General features: G+C 48.8%; 20 protein-coding genes. All 20 read right to left on the bottom strand.

Features of this window, described 5'->3' with window-relative positions; translation table 11 throughout:
• Positions 1 to 5: 5 nt before the first annotated feature.
• The gene (locus tag QEH52_RS05350; protein WP_308949062.1) at positions 6 to 833 is read right to left on the bottom strand and encodes a glycosyltransferase family 2 protein; all 828 of its coding nucleotides are present in this window, start codon (positions 831 to 833) and stop codon (positions 6 to 8) included.
• Complete coding sequence (locus QEH52_RS05345) at positions 802 to 1,674, bottom strand: glycosyltransferase family 2 protein (protein ID WP_308949061.1); 873 nt, start codon at positions 1,672 to 1,674, stop codon at positions 802 to 804. The genes QEH52_RS05350 and QEH52_RS05345 overlap by 32 nt, the downstream gene beginning before the upstream one ends.
• The gene (locus QEH52_RS05340) at positions 1,671 to 2,930 is read right to left on the bottom strand and encodes a glycosyltransferase family 4 protein (RefSeq protein WP_308949060.1); all 1,260 of its coding nucleotides are present in this window, start codon (positions 2,928 to 2,930) and stop codon (positions 1,671 to 1,673) included. The genes QEH52_RS05345 and QEH52_RS05340 overlap by 4 nt, the downstream gene beginning before the upstream one ends.
• 9 nt (positions 2,931 to 2,939) lie before the next feature.
• Positions 2,940 to 4,580 carry a DHHA2 domain-containing protein gene (locus QEH52_RS05335; RefSeq protein WP_308949059.1) on the bottom strand — a complete coding sequence of 547 codons (1,641 nt, stop codon included), beginning with the start codon at positions 4,578 to 4,580 and terminating at the stop codon, positions 2,940 to 2,942.
• Complete coding sequence (locus QEH52_RS05330; protein WP_308949058.1) at positions 4,581 to 5,732, bottom strand: alkaline phosphatase family protein; 1,152 nt, start codon at positions 5,730 to 5,732, stop codon at positions 4,581 to 4,583.
• A complete protein-coding gene (locus QEH52_RS05325; RefSeq protein WP_308949057.1) occupies positions 5,729 to 6,097 on the bottom strand; it encodes a response regulator in 369 nt (122 codons plus the stop codon). The genes QEH52_RS05330 and QEH52_RS05325 overlap by 4 nt, the downstream gene beginning before the upstream one ends.
• A 1-nt stretch (position 6,098) precedes the next feature.
• Positions 6,099 to 7,820 (bottom strand): SpoIIE family protein phosphatase, encoded by a 1,722-nt coding sequence (locus QEH52_RS05320; RefSeq protein ID WP_308949056.1) that lies wholly within the window; start codon positions 7,818 to 7,820, stop codon positions 6,099 to 6,101.
• Entirely contained in the window at positions 7,810 to 8,922 is a 1,113-nt protein-coding gene (locus tag QEH52_RS05315) for an ATP-binding response regulator (protein WP_308949055.1), read from the bottom strand. Before QEH52_RS05315 ends, QEH52_RS05320 begins: the two co-directional genes overlap by 11 nt.
• Entirely contained in the window at positions 8,915 to 10,981 is a 2,067-nt protein-coding gene (locus tag QEH52_RS05310; RefSeq protein ID WP_308949054.1) for an ATP-binding protein, read from the bottom strand. The genes QEH52_RS05315 and QEH52_RS05310 overlap by 8 nt, the downstream gene beginning before the upstream one ends.
• The gene (locus QEH52_RS05305) at positions 10,981 to 11,523 is read right to left on the bottom strand and encodes a heme NO-binding domain-containing protein (RefSeq protein WP_308949053.1); all 543 of its coding nucleotides are present in this window, start codon (positions 11,521 to 11,523) and stop codon (positions 10,981 to 10,983) included. Before QEH52_RS05305 ends, QEH52_RS05310 begins: the two co-directional genes overlap by 1 nt.
• A 30-nt stretch (positions 11,524 to 11,553) precedes the next feature.
• Positions 11,554 to 12,729, bottom strand: coding sequence for a hypothetical protein (locus tag QEH52_RS05300; protein WP_308949052.1), 1,176 nt, complete (start codon positions 12,727 to 12,729; stop codon positions 11,554 to 11,556).
• A gap of 3 nt (positions 12,730 to 12,732) precedes the next feature.
• Positions 12,733 to 13,446: a sugar transferase gene (locus tag QEH52_RS05295; RefSeq protein WP_308949051.1), complete on the bottom strand. Its 714-nt coding sequence runs from the start codon at positions 13,444 to 13,446 to the stop codon at positions 12,733 to 12,735.
• Positions 13,447 to 13,638: 192 nt separating this feature from the next.
• Positions 13,639 to 15,165, bottom strand: coding sequence for a 4-alpha-glucanotransferase (malQ, locus tag QEH52_RS05290; protein WP_308949050.1), 1,527 nt, complete (start codon positions 15,163 to 15,165; stop codon positions 13,639 to 13,641).
• Positions 15,166 to 15,378: 213 nt separating this feature from the next.
• Positions 15,379 to 15,987 carry a Fic family protein gene (locus tag QEH52_RS05285; RefSeq protein WP_308949049.1) on the bottom strand — a complete coding sequence of 203 codons (609 nt, stop codon included), beginning with the start codon at positions 15,985 to 15,987 and terminating at the stop codon, positions 15,379 to 15,381.
• On the bottom strand, positions 15,988 to 16,542 hold the full coding sequence (locus tag QEH52_RS05280) for an AlbA family DNA-binding domain-containing protein (RefSeq protein WP_308949048.1): 555 nt from the start codon (positions 16,540 to 16,542) through the stop codon (positions 15,988 to 15,990).
• Positions 16,543 to 16,730: 188 nt separating this feature from the next.
• Entirely contained in the window at positions 16,731 to 17,567 is an 837-nt protein-coding gene (locus tag QEH52_RS05275; protein WP_308949047.1) for a hypothetical protein, read from the bottom strand.
• On the bottom strand, positions 17,564 to 18,478 hold the full coding sequence (locus tag QEH52_RS05270) for a DUF488 domain-containing protein (protein ID WP_308949046.1): 915 nt from the start codon (positions 18,476 to 18,478) through the stop codon (positions 17,564 to 17,566). Before QEH52_RS05270 ends, QEH52_RS05275 begins: the two co-directional genes overlap by 4 nt.
• A gap of 222 nt (positions 18,479 to 18,700) precedes the next feature.
• Complete coding sequence (locus tag QEH52_RS05265) at positions 18,701 to 19,303, bottom strand: ImmA/IrrE family metallo-endopeptidase (protein WP_308949045.1); 603 nt, start codon at positions 19,301 to 19,303, stop codon at positions 18,701 to 18,703.
• A 4-nt stretch (positions 19,304 to 19,307) separates the two neighbouring features.
• Positions 19,308 to 19,685, bottom strand: coding sequence for a helix-turn-helix domain-containing protein (locus QEH52_RS05260; protein WP_308949044.1), 378 nt, complete (start codon positions 19,683 to 19,685; stop codon positions 19,308 to 19,310).
• 196 nt (positions 19,686 to 19,881) lie between these two features.
• Positions 19,882 to 20,271: a hypothetical protein gene (locus tag QEH52_RS05255; protein ID WP_308949043.1), complete on the bottom strand. Its 390-nt coding sequence runs from the start codon at positions 20,269 to 20,271 to the stop codon at positions 19,882 to 19,884.
• Between the last annotated feature and the right edge of the window lie 370 nt (positions 20,272 to 20,641).

Genomic DNA, 20,641 nt, shown 5'->3' with positions numbered 1-20,641 from the left:
AGGGACTAGTTAATGTTTAAATCAATAAAGCGCCAGAATAGCGAGCCCATCAGGCGGCGGGCATGATAATCAAATCTTTCGACTGCCTCGTCCTGACCTTTTAGCTTACCAGGCAAGTGCTTTATGAGTGCTTGTGCGGTTGCTTTGTAGCCCAGCCAAGTGACTTTTAGTTGATAGCGATGAGCGATACAAAAGACGCGTGCGGTGCCCCGCATGATGCGATTGTGGCCCTTGCGTTGATAACTGATTTTGGCTTGTAGACGATGTATTTTATAGCCGGCCTGTAGTTGGTGGATCGCCCATTCGTAGTCTTCGACCCCGTTGATGGACTCATCAAAAGCGTGCTGTTCCCACAGAGTCTTACGGAGGAGTCCGAGGCTATTCGTATAAATGGAGCCTAATTTGAGGCCTTTTTGTAAGATCTCATGATGGTCTATCTTATTTGTATAGAAGCTGTCATCGTCCCAACATATGCTGGAAGCTGCCACCCGCGGATCTGACATCGATTCAAGTAAATTAGCAACAATGTCCGGCTCATTCATCGCGGTATGGGAGCTCAAGCAAAGCACATAAGGCGTATCGCAATGGGAAATTCCGAAATTTGTGACCCTTGAGTGATGGTAGGGCTGCTCCCATTTTATAATTTTTGCGCCAGCTTCAGTAAGTATACGTGTAGAATCGTCGCGACTGCCGGTATCCACCGCTACGATACGATCGACGGGGCGTGTTTGCCGCTTCAAACTGTCGAGCACTTCGGGCAGTGTGCTGGCTGAATCTTTGTAGCGAATGACTGCAGTGATCTCATCCATTTCGTAGACCTTCCTTATAGCCATCAATACGGCCTCTGCGTTGCTGATAGCGCACACGAAAGGCGTGTGGCACTTCACGCAAGCGATGCCGCTGGAGGCAATATTGAAAGTCTTTTATACTATCTTTAAGCGTAGGTAGGAAGACTCCGGCAAACCATGTCAGACTCATCGAGGGCACATTACCCGCTTGGGCGACTGCAATAGCATCCCCCTTGGCGCGTTTGTAGGATTGCTCAGGCGTATAATTATGCGAGTGTATGACGACTGATTCTACCACTAATCGCGTGGCGTAGCCCGCTTCCTTCATACGACGGGTCCACTCATCGTCTTCTGCATATTGCAGATCCTCGCGTAGAGGATATTGCTGCCAGACTGATTTTTGAGCGACACAACTGACCATACTAAAGAAATGCTCCCATTGGTCGGATTCACGTTTCGGACCAAAGCAGCGATCATAATCATGCGCAAAGACAGCCTCACAATCGTCGCGCGCGACTTGCCGACTGAAAGCCGCTCCGAGTTTGGGCGTATTGACCGCTGCCTGTAGCAATTGCTGGAGCCATTGATCATCCTTCGGTGTGGCATCAGAGTTGAGAAAGACCACCCATTCATGACTGGCCAGTTGAAAACCTTGATTGAGCACTTTGCCTGGCACATAGCTGCCAGGCTCTAAGATAATGAATTCTTTAGGCTGATAGGATTGAATGATTTCGTGTGAGCCATCCGTAGATCCACTATCGATTACGATGAGTTCGATTTCGCCCGCGTAATCTTGCGAGAAGACCGCCTTTAAGGTATCTTCAATGGCCCATGCCTCGTTGTAGGAGCGCATGACTAGAGTAATGCTATCGGGAATGGGCTTCATTGGTATTTGGCTTCGACTTGTTGATAAATCGTTTCGAGTTGCTGTGCAATTTGCGGCCACGTGTAGCTGCGCCTGACTTCAGCCTGTGCGGCCTGAGTAAGCGCATGGCGGCATTCAGGCTCCGTGGAGATTTGCTGCATGTAAGTCGTCAAAGCTTCGACGTCGCCGCTTTCGAATTTCAAACCAGTCTCTTTGTGTGCCACTAAGCGTCCCAGTCCACCGACATCGGCAGCGATCACTGGCTTTCCTGCTGCCCAGGCCTCGAGGACTACAATACCGAAGGGCTCATGACGCGAAGGAAGCACAAAGCAGTCTAAGGCCGCAAAGCGCAAACGATGTTCATCAGTGTCTGGAGTCACAGGTGGCAAAATACGTATCCGCTCAGCAACGCCAGAGGCTTTGGCAGCGGCCTCAAGTTTCGCAGCGTACGCAGCATTTGTCATGGGGCCGCATATCAATAATCCAGCCTTGGGATTTTGTTTTGCGAGCGCAGCAAAGGCTTCGATTAAAAGCAATTGATTCTTTTGAGGGTCTAGGCGTGAGATGCAACCGTAGATAAAGCTATCTGGCTCAAAGCCCAGTTCTGCACGAGCTTGTGACCGCTCAGTGTCGTTAGCTTCAAAGCGCTCAGGGTGCACTCCATTGGGCAGAAAATATACACGGTCCTCGCCAAGCGCCTGCTTTACTTTTTCATATTCGGAGTAACCGACACAGAGAATTGCATCGACCTCATCTAGCATGGCGCGACTTCCGAAGTAGGCTCCGAAGATGCGGCCCCATTCGAAGTGCCCTTGCTGTGAAGCGACGAGCTCCTCGGCTTCTGCCTTAGGTACGTCAAACATGTTGCCATGCAGTGTGACCACACAAGGTCGTCTAGCCAGTTTGGCCGCCTTCAGTACTGAGGCGCCGGTGCGCTTGGTTACGTGTGCATGAAAGATGCGCACATCAGATGCACGGCGCAGCGCCCGGTAGAGTGGCCATGAGAGTAGGTTGCCCCCTTTTTTGTCGAGTTGATGTTTTTCATCAGCACTCAGCCCCCAAAAGGGGTAGCAGTAATTGTAACGATATATCGGAAAGCCCCTGAAGTCTTCCTGTGTTGTATCGGATAAAGCAAGGGAGGTATGGATTTCAGGGCGCATCCCGATTTCCAATTGCGCTGTGCATAGATTCGTAATCACGGCTTCGGTGCCGCCCCATTCGTCCTGACTGAAGCGACGAGGTATATGTAATATACGGTTGTTTGGCTGTGCGGACATAGTGATGGCTTACTGCGCGTGTCGGATATTGGTTAAGAGGAGAGGGATGAGTTGTTTTTTTCGTGAGACGAAATTTTCGATGAACCAATCTTGGCCACTTTGACGCAGTTCTGATGGTAGATGGGCATCTAGCCAACGCACATCTTCGCTCACTATAATGATGCGGCTCCGGCTCTGCAAGACATCGGTCACCATCAACGCACCAAAGGCTGCGCCCTCCAGTTTGACTCTGGTTTCGAAGGCTTGGCTAAGCTCTGCTGCGCGTTCCCTAGTCAAAATCGCTATGTCAACGGTCTCAACTTGTGCCGCAAGAAAATGCACGCCTTCGTAATTGAAAGGCTTGCAATCGCGACTGACCAGCGACTCGGCGCTGGCATCGGCTAGTTCATCGTTTTGGCGCAGCACTTCGATTCCGAAGTTTTCTAGATCCACACTGGCCAAGCTCGCGAGATCCGCCGCGCGCGCTTTATCGGACACGGTGCACGTCGGTGAAGTCAGCAAGAGTGTATCGGCGATGAGTGCCCCCAGCAGGAGTTTTGCAATCTCTTGTGGAATCTCATGTCCAGCCTCTTTAATTCGTTCATATAAGATCGAAGCAGTGGATCCCAGCGGGCGGACATCGATACTGAGGGGAGAAATGGTTTCCACATCACCGAGTCGGTGGTGGTCGATGATTTCTACAATCTCTGCATCGGCCAGCCCGTGAATCGCCTGCCCACGCTCACTGTGATCGACTAAGCTTAACTTAGGACGTTTGAGCTTTAGCAAGTCGATGGGGGCGATGCTGCCGATTACGCGATTTTTAGAATCGATTACCAATAGGCCCGCAGAAGCGTTTTTGATTGCTCTCGAAATCTCGTCCTCTCGCATCTGGCTATCGACGGATGCGAAATCTTCGATCATCGCCTCAGAACAGGGAAAGCAGCCTGGTAGGCGCGTCATCATGCTGATGACTGAGCCACGATAGAGGAAGACCGGACAGGAGAGTCGCTGAGTGATCGCTTTAGCCCGCTCGTCGGAGACGCCAGTCAGGATCACCGCGGCAGGCGGGTTCTTTGCGATATCCTCTAATAATAGATCTCGATCACCGATTACAATGGCTGTATGTGGGTCCCAATTACCAGTAATACTATGTCGATGCAAGGGGACCTCCAAGCGTTGCACTTCAAGTAACTCAACAGCGTTTAACCTCGCGAGCGATAAGCCTTTGATGATGTGCTCAAAGTCAAGTAGAGTGCCGATGAGGTCTTCAATATTACACTGCAATAGATAATTCGTGCGCGGTGTACGATCACTCACAATGCCCAAAGGCTGCTTTGACTCATCGACGACTACCACAAAGTCACTAAAGCTACGCTGCATGGTCTCTAAGGCTTCGCGCAGTGGGGCATCTTGAAAGATACAAGGCACGGGGCGGGCAATTTCCTCGGCGGTGTAGAGACAACTATCACGCTTTTCGGGAGGCTTGATTCCAGCTTGTTTGAAGAGCCAGCGTGTTTGGCGATTGAGGGGACCTAGGCAGACGGGAATCGCATTTTTAAACTCTGCAGCATTGGCACGATATAACCAAGCCAATACCTCGGCGGCCACAGCCGAATCGGTATCAGGTTTTTTATGACCTGCAATGTAATGAGGTGCGGGCTTAGGCATTTAATCGAGCGCGGCGGCTTGCATCACCGCATAGATATCCTCTAGGCGGTTGACGGGGTGTTTGCTTTCGAAGTTAGCGAGCCAAGAGGCCGCACTATCTTTATCATCGGGAGAGTAGCCGTGCATTCCAGGCACATGGCTCATGTTTAGAAAGGAGGGCACAAATAGGATGCCCGGCTTCAGTAAATAAAATAGTTCACCATAGCGCTGGTCGGCAAAGTCGCAGCGCCAATCTGCGAGTTGCTCATCGCTGACGATGGCACCTTCATTGGCCTGCTGCAGCAGTGCGGTAATTTGTTCGCGTGCGACATCGGTCGAAAACCAAAAACGAGCCATTGTGGAGTCCCAGACGGCGATATAATCTACACCATACTTGAGCGGTAGTGCTTCGCAGCGACGACGTAAATCAGAGTTCTGCGTGACCTCTGTCATACCGTGGTCACTGAAGATCGCGATCCGGACTTCATCGTAATGCTCCTTGGCCAAGGCTTCCAGTGATTCAACTTTTTGCTCAAATTCTAAAAAGGCAGCTTTGGCCTGCGGAGACCAAGGCCCATAGCGGTGCATGGCCGCATCCAGGCCTGCGGTAAAAAGGTAGGCGAGCTCAACTTCGCCCTTGCGAATCAGTGCCTCCATTTCGGCATAGTTGGCCGCGTCGCCATTGCGCCAGTTCGAACGGTGCCAGACTTTGCCTGACTGTTTCCAGGTTTCAAAAATGGTAGGCTGCCCACCGATAATACCGCCTGGTTCATAGATGTCCTGCTTTTCGGTGTAGTCCAGCCAAGGCAAAAAGCGAAAAGGCACGCTGTAGAGCTGAAAGTAGCCAGTGTAGCCTTTTGACTTAGAGAAGTAACGACTGAGCCGATTGCGAATTTTATGATAACCTCCGATTCGGTCAGGAATCCACTTAAAAAAGCGCATCAACTTAAAGGGAGAGCGCTTTGGATCACACTTAACAAAAAAAGAAAAATGCCCGTGCTCACGGGGCGAAGCACCAGTGAGAATGGTCGGGTCGCATGTTGCGGAATATCCGAACAGTGTTTCGCATTTCTTCTGCTGGGGAGTCACTTTCTTGAGGATGCCATAGTGCTGCACTAGCTCCCAGCCGAGTGCATCTGCAAATATAAAGAGGTGGAGCGTCTTTTTCTTCATCCAATGTTGAGTAACTTCTTAATCAGATTTTGTAGGATCCTTGGGCTGAAAGGCTTTGAAAGCACAGCGTCGGCTCCCAGTGATTCGATGGCTTTTAAGTCCTCATCCTGCACCGAACCAGTCACGAAAACAATGGGAATACTCTCCAATCCGGCAGTGCTGCGAATGCGTTTGTAGAGTTCCGCACCGTCTAGATCTGGTAGATTGTAATCTAGTACAGCTAAATCCGGCTGTATATCTTGCAACTGTTCCAAAGCCGATTGAGCGTCGCAAAAGAAATAACCATCACAGCCCGCTCGCTTTACCTGCACCTGGAAGAGACGGAACATTACGATGTCATCATCGACTACTAAAACCTTTTTCATATTATTTGCGTGTTAAAATTAAGAGTGTTTCATCATCCTCTTGCTCAATGGACTGAGAGACGCGCGCTTGCAGCATCTTACTTTGCAGCTGACTCCAGAGTGTTTTGGAGTCCAAATGTTGATTGTCTGTAAACCACTTAACCATAGCTTCCCAGCCAAAGATATCTTCCCCCTCAGTCCACTCATAGAGCCCGTCGGTGACGGCGATGAGTCGATCGCCCGCTGACATTTGGATCTGAGTTTGCCCATACTCGATCTCTGGAAATAGTCCCATTGGAGGGCCGGTAGAGACGAGCTCCTGGAGTGCACCATCGCCACGAAAGAGTAGGGCGGGAGGATGTCCTGCTGCTGCATAGGTGATCTCATGTGACTCGGGGTTGATCTTAAAAATAAAGGCGGTGATAAACATAGTCGCACCTCCGAGTTGGCTTTCTAGCGATTGATTGACGCCTTCAATGAAAGTCGACAGGGAGCCTCCGCGAAAAGAGTAGGCGATAAATTGGCTGCGAAAAATGCCCGCTAAAATGGCTGCAGAGACGCCTTTGCCCATCACATCAATTACACAGCCTAAATATTCGCCCGCATCATTCTGACGGACTTCTACAAAATCACCTGCCACTTCAAGCGCACTAATGCTACTGTAAAAAAGCTCATAACCTGGGATCTCAGAAATCTCTTTATCAATGGGTAATAGTTGCTGCTGTAATTCAGTCGCGATATGCATCTCAGTTGCGAGACGCTTCCGTTCGTCTTTCTCAATGTCTAAAAGAGCACGACTGACAGAAACTCCGATAATATCGGCTAAGGCGCGTAAATTGCGTACGTCATTAGACAAGATGATTTGGTCATTCGCTTCACATCCGACTGCGATTAAACCGACAATTTCATCTCCGACATACAAGGGAGCACAACATCCGACCGGATATTTCTCTGCACTACTAAAGGGGTGGTTACTACGTTTGGTCGACCAATTGATGGAATCATTCAAGCGCAAGAGTTCAGACGCATCAGAGTTAATTTGCCCAAATACACCATATGCGTCGATAGAACTGATCCATTGATAGATCGAATTTTTTTCAGCTTGATACAGTTCGAGGTGGATTGCCGAATAATCTCGCGCATCCATAAACATATTGAGTGCAGACTGCACAAAGCGATCAATTCTCTCATCCTGTAACAGATTCGCAGCCATTCGGTCAAAAAGCGACAGGCTCTCGTAGCAGTCGGAAAGCTCGTCCAAAATGGCATCCATTTCCGGATTAAGAGGGAGCACGTTATTTAAGCGATTATACCCTATGCAAACTTTAGCCATGTAGCCTGATGAGCTATACCAATGGTTGAAGTGATCCGCAAACTCTTGAATGATGTAGAGACCACGGCCACCTTCAGCTAGAGGGTCCGTGGGCAGGGTCGGGTTGCGAATCAATTTGCGAGGTGGCCCTTCACCAGAGTCTTCGGTCTCCAGCCAAACTGAATTATTTACAGACCACCACCTTGCGTAAATTTTTTGAGTAGCTTGTGCACCACTGCCGTGTTCAATGGCATTATTAATGAGCTCAGTGAACACCAGTTTCCAAGCGTCTTTCTCTCTTTCGTTCAGCCCAAGCGAACTGAGGAAATTGACAAATCGATCGCGAATCGATGAAACCTTGCTTACATCATTTGTGAGGGCAAACTCAGTGATATGTAGTGAGGACTCTTGAATCATTACTTCATCCTCCATTTTCTAGGTTCAGGCATACCGTTAACGAATCTTTGGGACCATGTTCTGCCCATGCATTAATCGCTAGGTATGAAATGATTTTCTGAGCGCATAACATCTGAATGCTAACATCTTTTACTCGTTTACGCTTTTTACCCTGTAGAGGTTCTAAAATATGAGACAATTCCACATCGGTCATTGCTCTCGTATTTGCATTTAAACGCAGCAAGATTTGCCCATTATTGGAGCTCTCGATTTCTACGTTCAATTGTAAAGTCTCTCCAGGCTCTATCAGATTGCCAAAATTACGAATTAGGATAAAGACGAGTTCTTCCAGCAGGGTAGGCTGAGAAATCACAGAGTAATCGTTACAGCTCGCGTTCATTTCTAGCGGCTTGTAAGATTCAAACTGCTCATAGCGAGACAGCACCCCTTGAAACAAGCTTTCTAGTTTCACCAGTTCTGGTTCTCGCCATTCTAGTGTCCTTAAATTTTTGAGCAGCACCAGTGCCTCTAATATAATATCAACATCATTTGCCGAATGATGTATATAGCCTAGAAACTCATGCCATTCCGCATCGACTTCAACTTCTGAAAACTGCTCCGCTAGCTCTTCTGCAAAGCCAGTAATGCATACGATTGGACTTTTCATGTCATGCGCGATAAAGTCCACGAGGAGATCAAACTCTTCCAATGAACGTGCTTCGGCTCCGTTCGAAGTTTTGACCTGCTCGCGCAATTCAATTAGCTCTAATTGATTATTTAAAATTGCAACCACTTCATCCCGTATGACTGGTTTCGTGATAAAGGCACATGCACCCGATTTAAAACAACGACTACGCAATTCCCCGTCGTCGCTGTCGTCTGACATAATGACCACGGGGATTTGTCTAAATTCTGCTTCAGCTTTGATTCGACGACAACACTCAACCCCGTCAATCCCTGGCAGAATAGTATTCATGAAAATAACATCTGGCTTCGCTAAGCGGCACCGTTGAAGCACGGATTCGCCATTCTCAGCGACTAGTACACGATGCCCCAGGCCATCGAGCAGGTCCAACAGTAAATCAACATTTGGAACACTATCATCAACCAATAGTATCGTGCGTTTAGTTTTATGCATGTGATATCCTTCCGAGTGAGGATTCGAGTTCAGTGATGATTTGATCCATTTTGTAGTTATTTAAATAGTTTTCCACTTTGATCGCTGTGTCCTGATCGGTTTCACGCAATTGCGGCAAACTTTGCTGCAGGGCTTTTACGTCTCCAACACGCGCTAATATCAGGAGTTCTTGTATCAACTCAGCAATTGGGTTTTGCAAATAATTTGGCCCTTCACTAGCTCGAGAATGATTATCAGGAGTTTTTGTTTTTGGAGGACGCGCGCTATTCGAGTAAAGCCAATCCACTTTAAGCGGAGCACGGATCGCATCAAATAAATCATTCGCATTCACTGGTTTTGCGATAAAGCTATCGAACTTTCGCATGCGCTGTTTCTCCATCGTAGACAGTTGCATTAAACTGGCTGATATCGCAAATATGGGGGTTTTCGCAATCTTGGGATCGGCTCGAACTGCCTCGACGAGCTCGTAGCCACTCATGAAAGGCATGATTACATCGCTGAGCACTAAATCATATGAATTCTGTCGAATCAAGCGTAGCGCTTCATGTCCGTTTTCGGCCACATCAAGATCAAAGCCTACGGGTTCTAATAAATCATTTAGCAGCAAACGATTATCCTTCACGTCATCTACGATTAAGATCTTTTTCGGCGGTCCTGAGTAAGCGACTGGGAATCCATCGCCCTTGTATTCGTTCGAATCTCCATTCGTAGCCGTCGGCTCCTGGGAGATCTCCACGGGGAACTCGAGCTCGAAGTAGAAGCAGCTACCTTCTAGCACTGTGCTTTCGATTAGGATTTCACCTCCCATCAACATGACAAACTTTTGCGCAATATATAAGCCCAGACCTGTGCCGTTGACCACATCGCGCGCTTCATCCACTTGGCGAAAAGGTTTAAATAATGCCTCACGCTTATCAGGCGGAATGCCGCGCCCAGTATCCGTGACTTCGAAACGAATTCGGCCCCGATCTGACTTTAAGGATAACAGCTCGACATTCAAAGAGATCGAGCCTTCCTCCGTAAACTTAATCGCATTACCGAGCAGATTTAATAAGACCTGCCGAAGTGAGCGCGAATCGGCAATGAGGTAAATTTTATCCTGAGAATCGAGGAGGTCTTGCGTGCGATAGAGCTTTCGCAGCTGTAAATTCTTCTCGTCTGCTTTTGACTGAACAATGTCAATCACGCTATTAAGCATGCCTTCTAAATCGAAGCGCGTCGGACTTAGGCGATGGCCGCCTTGTTCGATTTTAGAGACGTCCAGCAGATCATTAATCAATGCCAGTAAGTGTTCGCCGCTGCGTCGTATGATCCGGATTTGCTTAATTTGCTTCGAATCCAAGCTGCGCTCATTTTCCAAAACCTGCGAATAGCCAATAATACCATTGAGTGGCGTCCTTAGTTCGTGACTCATGGTCGCTAAAAAGCGTGTTTTTGCTAGATTTGCCTCTTCAGCTTTCTCAGCCAATTGGTTCGCACGCGAGCTCTCTTGAGCGAGCCGTTGCTGAGTTTTACGTGCTTCAGTTATATCCGATTGAATCGCGATAAAATACTTAAACGACTTCTTCTCGTCGAAAACTGGGGTCGCTTGTATGTGCGCCCAATAAGCCTTCTTCGTATTTTTCGAGTAATTTAAAATCTCGACTTCAAAGGGCTCTCTCGCAGCGATTTTTTCGCGCATGTATTGTCGCGTTTCTTCTGAGGATTCTTCTCCTTGGAGTAAGTCGCCAGGTTTGTGACCAATCAACTCATCAGGGCTATAGCCTGAAATGCGCTGCGTCGCTTTATTCGCCCAAATCACAGTATTATCAGGGCCTGTAATGAGGACCCCATTATCCGTGTGGCTGACCGCGTCGAAGAGCATGACTGCCTGCGCACTCGCTTGTGCTAAGTCGTGCGTCCTCTCTTCAATTGTGACCTGCTGCTGCGCGACTAAATCATCGAGCTCACAGGTTTTTTTGTATAGATCGAAGCTCTTAACTTCGAGCAAACGCTCCGCTTCACGTCGCGCAGTGCGCTCACGTAGCAGTCGGCGTTCCCACTTCTGAGTTTCGTCCATTAACGGTCCGTGTTGGCTGCATAGCACACTTTAAAGACGACGCCGCTGCCGTCCGCTTGAGGGTGCCTCGTAATCGTGGCTTGATCTTTGAAATGCACGAGACTGCCACGTAGCAACCCTTCGGCTAAGTCTTCAAGATGCCGATCAGAGAGGTAGGTCATCTCCAGATCACCATTGGGCAGCTCCACTGTTTTAAATCGAGGAAGTTCCGCGTCCGGATAAAGCTTAGCGACTTCCACATGCACGACGCCGTCGAGGCGAATCAATAGATCACGGCTACAATTGCAATCCGTTAGCATCACAGGGTAGCCTTGCGCGAGTTTACCAAAAAGATACGTGCCATAGAGCACTAAAAGCTCAGAGACAGTGACGCCGGTTTCTTTTTCCAGCGAAATGAGCAAACTGACCATTTCAGTATGCGGGTAAGTGCCGACGGCTGTATAGGCACCATTGGATGGCAAATCCGATGCATCAATAATCGTGTCCACCATGTCGATGCCGTAGCGCTCCTCGACCATTTCGAGGAAATTTGTAAATACCATACCTTTCATGTCGTCACCTTTCTTATATTGTTAATTCCCTAGAATATCCATCAGCCAATTATCAAAGAGTTGGCGGCAAAGCGCCTCGTCCGTAGTGGCATGATATACGCAGTGGAGCGCTTCATCCATATCACCAGGTTCATGCGCGCCCATTACATCCGCATAGCTAAAGGCCCCCAAGGGTGCCTTGCGTAAGATCGACTGCCACTCCTCGGGTAGTTCGTCTAGCGTAGACGCTTCACGGGGCGTAATGCCGAATAGCGCTAATTTACCTTTCATGACAAGGCCTAGCCAGGGGCCGCGGTCTTCTATCGAACGACTGTTTAAGCAGGGCCATTGCTTACCATCAACTCCCTGAAAATGGCCCTCAGCCTTAGAATGATTGCGCCAGCGCCAGAGTAGACGTAAGGCACGTAATCGATCCCGTATTGACGCGTGTTTTTGTTGGTGAGGCTTGCCACCGGATGATTGCAAGCTAGAGGCAACAAAGCCCTCTAAGCCCCGAACATAGGCCCCATGCCTCATGTTTAGCAAATTGTTGCGATGGATGATGCTGTCCACTAAGTCCGTTTCGGGCCCCAAGTAAGTATGTGCCGCTAAGTGAGCGCGTTCGAGTCGACTCATGCCGGCAACGATGCAACCATCTTCAACCACAGCACCGGGGCCGATCACAGAGCCAGGCCCGATCGACACGTGATTTCCCAGCCAGAAAGGGGGATTCAATTTCGCATCGGAGGCGATTTCGCAACTGCGCCCAATGGCCGCATAAATACCGTAGCTTTTGGTTTCTTCCGTAAATGTGGTGAGCCAGTCCTGTTCTAACTGATGCCAATATTTAATCAGGCCCCATCCTGCCTCGGGCTCTGTTGTGAGGGCAGGGGTCCTCGGTAAGTGATTGATGCAATCATCCCAATCTAAGCCTTGAATACTGGGCACTGTCACGATCTCAATTTCAATGGGCCAGAGAGTCGCTTTTTCCACTGCTTTGCGGACATCACTTGGGCGGTCAGAAATGTAGAGCACCACTTTTTCCGAGCCTTGATCCACCGCTGCATCTAACCAATGAAAGAGCAAAGCTTGCTCGCCGACATGCCAGAGTGCGAAGGGCAGACGACGCTCCCAAACAGTGTCCAGTCGTCCCCAGTCGGGCAGGGCGAGCCGCCATTCAATGGGGCCAGTTCGATTCAATTCAGGGATTTCGCTCATATCTTAGTAAGCCCCCTTTCCTAGTAATACTGCAGGCACTGTCTTAATCAAAATGACCAAGTCGGACCAAAAGCCTTGCGAGTGTATATATTGTAAATCCAAGCGCACCTGACCTTCGAAATCAATGTCCGCACGCCCTCCAATTTGCCATAAACAGGTGATTCCTGGCTTCGCACGAAGTCGACGCAAGTGGCGCGCCCCATAAAGCGCGACTTCACGTGGCACTGGCGGTCTTGGTCCCACCAGAGACATATTGCCGATCAATACATTGAAAAATTGAGGAAATTCATCGATCGACAACTTGCGAATCCACTTGCCTGGCTTGGTAATACGTGGGTCGTCTTTCATCTTAAAGGTTACACCGCTATCCCCATGCTCATTTTGCTCTAAGATCTCATCTTTTATCTGGTCGGCATTGAGAACCATCGAGCGAAACTTCCAAATTTCGAACAACTCACCGCCTGCGCCCACTCGAATCTGCTTAAAAAGCACGGGACCACCATCATCCAATTTGATCGCCAATGCCGTCAGTATAAAAATGGGGGAACTCACTACGATCGCTGCCAAGGCTCCCACGATATCTACCAAACGTTTCAACCCTAGAGTTGCACGAATAATCACGCGCCAACGCAGGCGCTTTAAGGCTGAGCGCCGGTGCCATTTTTCGACATCACCTGACAGGATTTCTTGTGCCCAGAAGTTAGATTCTTTATGCATATTTGAGGATTTAGCCACTATTAGGTGAAGTTAAATGTCGATGGTATTTGCCTCATATAAAAGTGCGTGCAAGACCATTGCACGCAAATAAAAAGAACGTAGTGGACGCATTATTCGTGGTCTGCATCCAGTGAATGTAAGCGCTCGTAAAAAGCTCGTAAAAAGCACCTTGTGATTAAAAAATGCTGCTACCTATCGACCGTAAAGCTGCAGTAAGTCGCGCAGATAATCTGCACTTTGCGTTTCCAGCGCATCGAGTTGATGCGGCAAGTAACGCCATTGCCAATTGCCTGTCGGCGCGCCGGGCGTATTCAAGCGAGCTTCACTGCCAAGACTCATGAGGTCCTGCAAGGGGAAGACCGCCAAATGCGCACTGGATTTAATCGCCAGTCGAATAAAATCCCAAGCAATCTCATCTCCCGAGACGCCGATGTATCGACGAATGTGGTCTTGCGTGACCTCGTCTAGTCCTTGATACCAGCCGATGGTCGTGTCGTTGTCATGTGTGCCTGAGTAGACGACGCAATTCCGCTCGTAGTTGTGGGGCAAATACGCGTTGTCCGCTTCGCCACCAAAAGCAAACTGCAGAACAGCCATGCCGGGAAGGCCAGTCGCTTGGCGCAAGGCATTGACTTCATCGGTGATGATGCCGAGATCTTCCGCCACAAGCTTTGCCTCCGGGCAAGCCGCGCGGATGGCTTGAAACAATTCCAGGCCGGGGCAGGGGGTCCACGTGCCATTGCGCGCAGTCTTTTCACCTGCCGGCACCGACCAATAGGACTCAAAACCACGGAAGTGATCGAGACGCACGATATCGTAAAACTCTAAGTTCGATTGGATGCGCTGTATCCACCATGCGAAGTCCGTCTTCAGGTGTGCCTTCCAATCATAGAGAGGGTTCCCCCAGAGCTGTCCATCAGCGGCAAAATAATCAGGCGGCACCCCAGCCACCGCTTTAGGGTGACCGTCTTTATCGAGTTGAAAGAGTTCAGGGTTGGCCCAGACATCCGCACTATCAAGCGCCACAAAGATCGGCGCGTCGCCCATAATTTCAACGCCTTGGCGGCCCGCATAGGCACGTAATTGTGCCAACTGCGCATAGAACAGATATTGATAAAACACATGCGCATCCGCGGCCTCACGGACTGAGTCCGAGATTTCTTGAGTTCGTGCACTGGCTGCGCTGCGATAAGCGGCGGGCCAGTCCAGCCAGCAACCACCGCCAAAGTCCTGCTTTAAGGCGAGGAAGAGGGCGTAGTCCTCTAGCCAAGCTGCCTGCGCCTTGCGAAATTTAGTAATCGAGCCGTAATCTAGAAATTGCTTCTTTTTAGAGGCTTTAAAACGCTGATAGGCGGCACCTAATACAGGCCAAATCGCATGATAAAGTGCTCCATAATCGACATGTTCCCGGGGCAGCGCTGCCAAGCTTTCATACTCTTCATCCGTGATCAATCCCTCCGCAAGAAGCGGCTTTAGATCGATGAAATATGGATTCCCGGCAAAGGCCGAAAAACATTGATAGGGGGAATCTCCAAAGCCCGTCGGGCCCAGCGGACAGATTTGCCATACCGATAAGCCCGAGTTGTGCAAGAAATCGATGTAGCGGTAAGCACCTTCGCCCAAGTTACCGATCCCCGTATCCGAGGGCAGCGAGCTGACATGTAAGAGTGCACCTGCAGTGCGTTCGTTTAACCAGTTATAAAGAGGTGCTTGGCGCATAAGGAGAATGTAGAGATCAGTATGTCAAAGGCTGACAATAGAGTGAAATAGCTGGGGCAGTGAACTCTTTAGAATGAACGCCCCCAACCCCGCCTAAGTTTTGCGCCTTCGGACACTCGATTGCAATCAATATTCAGAGCCTTTTAAGCCGCGACAATGAGCCAACTTTCGTCGTCATACCTAAATTGATGTTAACTTCGATGAGGTTGGGCATTAGAGTGTTTTTAAAAGTTCCCGTCCTTTAGCAGTCAGGCGGTATTTTTGCGCCGGGCTATTGGGGGAATTCGGTTCGGTCCATTCGATATAACCCTGATCAATAGTTGGGGTGAGATGGTTCTCTCGTAGTCGTCGTTTATTCTTCAATTCAAGGAGTTCGAGTAACTCGGTAATTCCAGTCGCGCCATGCTGATTCAGATGTCTTAAGATTTGGGGTATTTTCTCACTTACTGGTGCCTTTACTGGTGCCTTACTTGGTCCCCGCGTAGCTTCTACTTGTCTGTCGACTTGTCCGGTCGACTTGTCCGCCGTCAAATCCTGCCAGTCTGCATTTGGATGCACGGGCAAGCGCACCAAATAGTGGGTGCGGTCTTCATCTGTCTCGAACTCTGGAGTTGGTGAACCGTTGCTGGCCATCACACGCAGCATCTTCGGGATGCCCGTCGAGCGGCCCTCAGTGAGTTCCAGTTCTTTCAAAAATTCGCCAATGCGACGATTGCGGTAGCGGCGACTCACAGCTTTACCTTGTCGCAGGGCATCCATCTTGATCGAACGGTCAGGACCAGGAAAGCTAAGGATGACTAGTTCCTCACGTGTGATCCGCACCTACACGGGCTCTCGAATCTCGTAGGAGCGGTGATACACGGCATTGACCAGTGCTTCCTCAATCGCGGCATAGGGGAAATTCCAAGTGCGCTCGGCCTCGGCGCGATCGGGATTGGTGCTCGATTGCTTGCGAATGTAGTAGCCCCAGTCGGCCGCCTTCTTTTCGGAGAGGCTGAGCTTTGCTTTATACGGGCGTGTTTCACCACCCGGTACCCAGATGATGAGAATGGTCTTACCGTCGATCTCGTATGGCACGGTGCGCGGATGATACTGCGGCTGAATCGCCGCATGCCCAAGGTTCAGCAACTCCTTTTGAATCGCATCGATTGTATCCGCATCCAATCCCACCGGCGGCAAGACCGGCCGACCATTCGCCTCCGCAACGCCCACCACGATGTAACCACCGCCCAAATTATGAAAGTCATTCGCAAAGGCACAGATGGTATGCAGCACCGCCTCGGGATTCCAGCCCTGCTTAAATTCCAAACGTTCCCATTCCACAGTCTTACCGTGGAGTATGTCGGGGATCGAAATGGGGAGGTGGTGGGTGGTCATGGGGGACTGGTTTGCCTTTAGAATGTCTGTTTTTCTGCTGAATGCGGCTTCTTGTGCATGTTCTTCCACTTGGTGCCTCTACTTGGTGCCTGTTGGTTTGTTTTACTCTCCTACGTTGTCTTATCTATTTATTAGTGAATCACTAGCGTCCTTTACTACTTAGTGCCTTGGCCTGCTAGCAAACGATTTCACAATAGCGACATTTGCGGTTCATGTGGTGTCGGCACGACGCTGATGATCACGTAAGGATTGGGTGCTCGCTTATTATGATGTTGAAGTGTTGTACCTAGAACAATGCTGAGGTCGTATCTCCCACTTTTAACGAAAGAATCCCAATATTTTTCACGGACTTTTTGTACGGCAACGTCTTCATCGCCATGAGCACGCTTAAGGCAATTCCAGTAGAGTGCACCAATTTCCCAGTCTTCGATCATCATTTTGGACTCTTTGCCTTTCGCATCTCTGATTCGATACGAAAACTTATAGGGCAACTTTTTAACCAATTTCAACTCTTCCTCCAAGGTTTTCTCGTCTTTGAATAAGTCCTGTTGCTTTCGCTCAGCTTCAAGTAGAGCTAGCTTCTTTGCATCCCATTCTCGTTCAACCTGTTCAACAACAAAACCTAGCCACTTTGTCGGTTGAAAGTGAGCCAACGATTGTTCATTTGCGTGTGCTCGAGCGAAGAGCTTCGCTAAGTCCAGTTCAAGAGCAACTTTACTCTGAAAGACGTCTTTTCGTGCATCCCATTTATGGGCAGTTGATAATGGATTACCAATCAACCGTAGGCTATTAGGATTGACGATTTTGAAGCTTTCTGGGCGTCTGTCCGTCGTCGACTTCTCAATGTCCGCTTCGATCCACTGATATTTCTGATACTGGCTGTCATCCTGTAATTGCCTGAAGCAGACAGGATAAATGCGCCGCCAATCACCATGGTCATTCACGCCTGCCGTGCAGACCAATTCAGCATATTTACTTGATAGAGTGGGGTAGGTTTTAACAGTAATCAGAATTCTCTCGATCATAGATGCGTTACTTTATAGCCAGCCTGCGCTTCAAGTAAATCGCTAATACAGTGTCGATGACAGCAATGTGGTTCCGCTTCAAAGCATGTTAAGGCAACGCGTTTATGTTGATCAATGATCGATTTTAAGCGATCTAAGCCCTTTGTCCGATTTGGAAGTTCCACACGATAGCCAGCGAATAAACTTTCATAGTCCGCCATCGAATTAAGTTCCTTGCGCTTGTCGGATTCGATTCCTAGCTCGGGCAAGTGAATATACTCGATTCCTAAGCTTGGAAGGACACGTGCCAGCATTTTCGAAGAAAAGCCGAACTTACGGCTGAGCGGATTTCGTCGCACATCGCAGAGCACTGCCACTTGATGACGGATCAGCTTGTTGATGTATTCTTCAAAATGAATGCCTTCGTATCCTATTGTGAAGACGAGCGGATCTGTCGTTTCCTCTGGATGAGGCAAGGCGCTTTTTACTGCTGCCATCTCAGCACTGCTTAAGAGTCGTTCACGCATTTCGCTGTTAATCGCGTAGTAGGGGAAGCGACGGTAGGTTTCAGCTACCAAGCGATCACCACGGTGCGTATTTCGATACATCCAGCGTTTGACAGCTCGTCGCTCTGCATTGTTACGCGCCCAGCTTTCCTTTTCAATACTTGCGCCCAAGGTGAGTTCTTTGCCTTCTGATTCCACCCAGCCACGTTTTTCCATTAAATCAAGGTCATCTGCCGCCAGAAAAGAGTAACTACCAAAGCGATATGGCACAAAGGCGTAATGCGCTGCCTCTGTGTCCTCATGGTAGAGAAAGAGCAGCTTTTGCAGATCCATTTTTGAAAGCGCGTCGCCCGCAGCGTCCAAAAAGAACAGCAGCAGTCGCTGACGCATGTAGGTCGGTGCTTTTAACTTGGTGGCAGTTGTCATTTTCCAGAAATTCAAATCAAATTCGGTCGAAGGCAATCGCGAATCTGATGGATGCCAACTCCATTACCTTCTCGCTTAGTCTAGCTGATAAAAAAATGCAGGGACGACTTCCTAAGAAAACCGTCCCGCGTCCAGTTGTCGAAACTAACTGGAGAGATGTAATAAACAAAAATGGTCGCAGGTCCTGTGTAGTCAATGCCTATGTCGATAGCTGCAAGGATTCTAAGCGGATGGCCAGATGCCATCGCGGTCTAATCTTGCGGTGATGACTAGTGTGTTCACTCCAAATTTGGGAGCGATTTGGTCGGCAAACTGAGTGCGTAGTTGTTCGTTTCTATCGAAGTTAATGACCAGTTTCCGAGCTTGCTCCGCAAAGGTATCATACATTTCTTGAATTCGAAGAAGTGGGACTAACAAGCGGCCCGCAAACTCATTGGCTTCTTGTTCAACTGTATATTTGCGTCCCTTGTAACTGGCGGTCCATTTGGCAAAGTTCTCTAGGCTTTTAAAATCTTCCGCCTGTGGTAAATCCCGATGTAAAAAGTAATGCCCTAATTCATGGGCAATTGTAAACCTCAGCCGATTCAGTTTCCAGACAGGAGCTGTCTCCAGTATGTTGTATTGTTCCGCATCAATGTAGAGCCCCGTGAAATCTGCAGTAATCGCCGCTTCCGCTCTGTAATTGCGATCCAAATCGTCGAACGGGATCGCATCAAGACCCAAGTCCAGTTCGAAGAAACTGAATACGTCGATTGGAGTGCTGGACTCGCCTAGGATCGGATAAGATTGCCTGAGTTCATCGATTTTCTGCCAGACGTGCTCCATTTTACTATTGGGTCAGAGAATCCGGCGTGTGCAGTTTCTTGATGTCCTCAGAAAGCTTTTCCAACTCTTCCGGAGTCAACTCGTGCCCGCGGGCTGCACGAAAGAAAGCGGGGAGGGCGCTCTGTAACACTGAGTTTCCCGCAATATCCGCAGGAATTTCGTTTCGCTGTAGCGCCGCTTCATCGATAAAATTGAGTTTAGCGGCTCCCTCCAATTCGAAGAACACTGCAAGCTTCTCCAGCGTTTTGATATCCCCCGGAGGCGGATTGATCCCACGCTCGACCTTACTCCAGTTGCTAGGATCGAGACCAACCGCTGCACAAAAATCGCGCAAGGTCAGTCGTTTCTCAATGCGTAGCTTCTTTACGGTTTCGTTGAACATGTTTCTCTCCTTTTTAGTTTGTGGTAAAAACTTACCACAAGATCAGGGGATAACAAGTGTCAAGTTGGGATTTCTAGCTGTATTGCAAATCCCCCGGAATTTCAGCCCTGCTTGAACTCCAAACGCTCCCACTACACAGACTTGCCGTGGAGTATGTCGGGGATGGAAATGGGGAGGTGGTGGGTGGTCATAGGAGTTAATTCTTGTCGCTGTCGAAGGAGTGTTTTTCGCCGTATAAAGATGCATATTCGATTTTGATTCGAAAGCGTTCTAAATCTTTTTGGATTTCGGCGAGTGGGATCTGTTGTCCGCCTTTGAACTTAAGTTGAACGAATTTGTAGCTTTCTTTTTCAGCGATGAGGTAACCAGCGCTAAACCAAGCATCATAATTAACTTTGATGAAGTCCTCATATTTACTAAAGACACGTTCACAAAGCTCACGACATGGGTGTTCGATTTCGGGGCATAGCTCGTTATCGAGATAAAGCTGAATACTTGTTATTTCAGCAGGCCCTAGGCCCCGATTGAAAACTGTAAATGTGATTAGATAGGTATCGTCTGAATGATCACGATTGATCTCTGACACCAGCCTAGGACTGCATGACAGTCTATTATGCTTTCTAGTTGTGAATATTTGACCGCATGTGATAACCGCAACTGGTATGGCGATCAAAAGAGAGCTGAACTCAAAGACGGTCATATCTATGCTATGAAGGAAGCTGTTGTAACCGTCGAATATACACATCGGAGTGATTCTCCCGTTGCTGCAAAATTTCCATCACGTGGTTTTCGACTCTAGCCAGATTCATCTGGCTAGATTTCAAGCGCGCAATCGAGGCATTGGGAGTGCCGTAGGCTAGCAAGAATTCATATACAAATTCTGTAAGTTTTGAGTCTTAAAAATGAAAATTAGACATAATATATATTGTGCGTAATATATCAGCTTAATTGAGGGG

Origin of the sequence: Thalassobacterium maritimum (assembly GCF_031127805.1) — a bacterium.
Classification (GTDB): domain Bacteria; phylum Verrucomicrobiota; class Verrucomicrobiia; order Opitutales; family Coraliomargaritaceae; genus Thalassobacterium; species Thalassobacterium maritimum.
The sequence above is the reverse complement of the archived record's forward strand: the minus strand, read 5'-3'. Positions and strand labels throughout refer to the sequence as shown.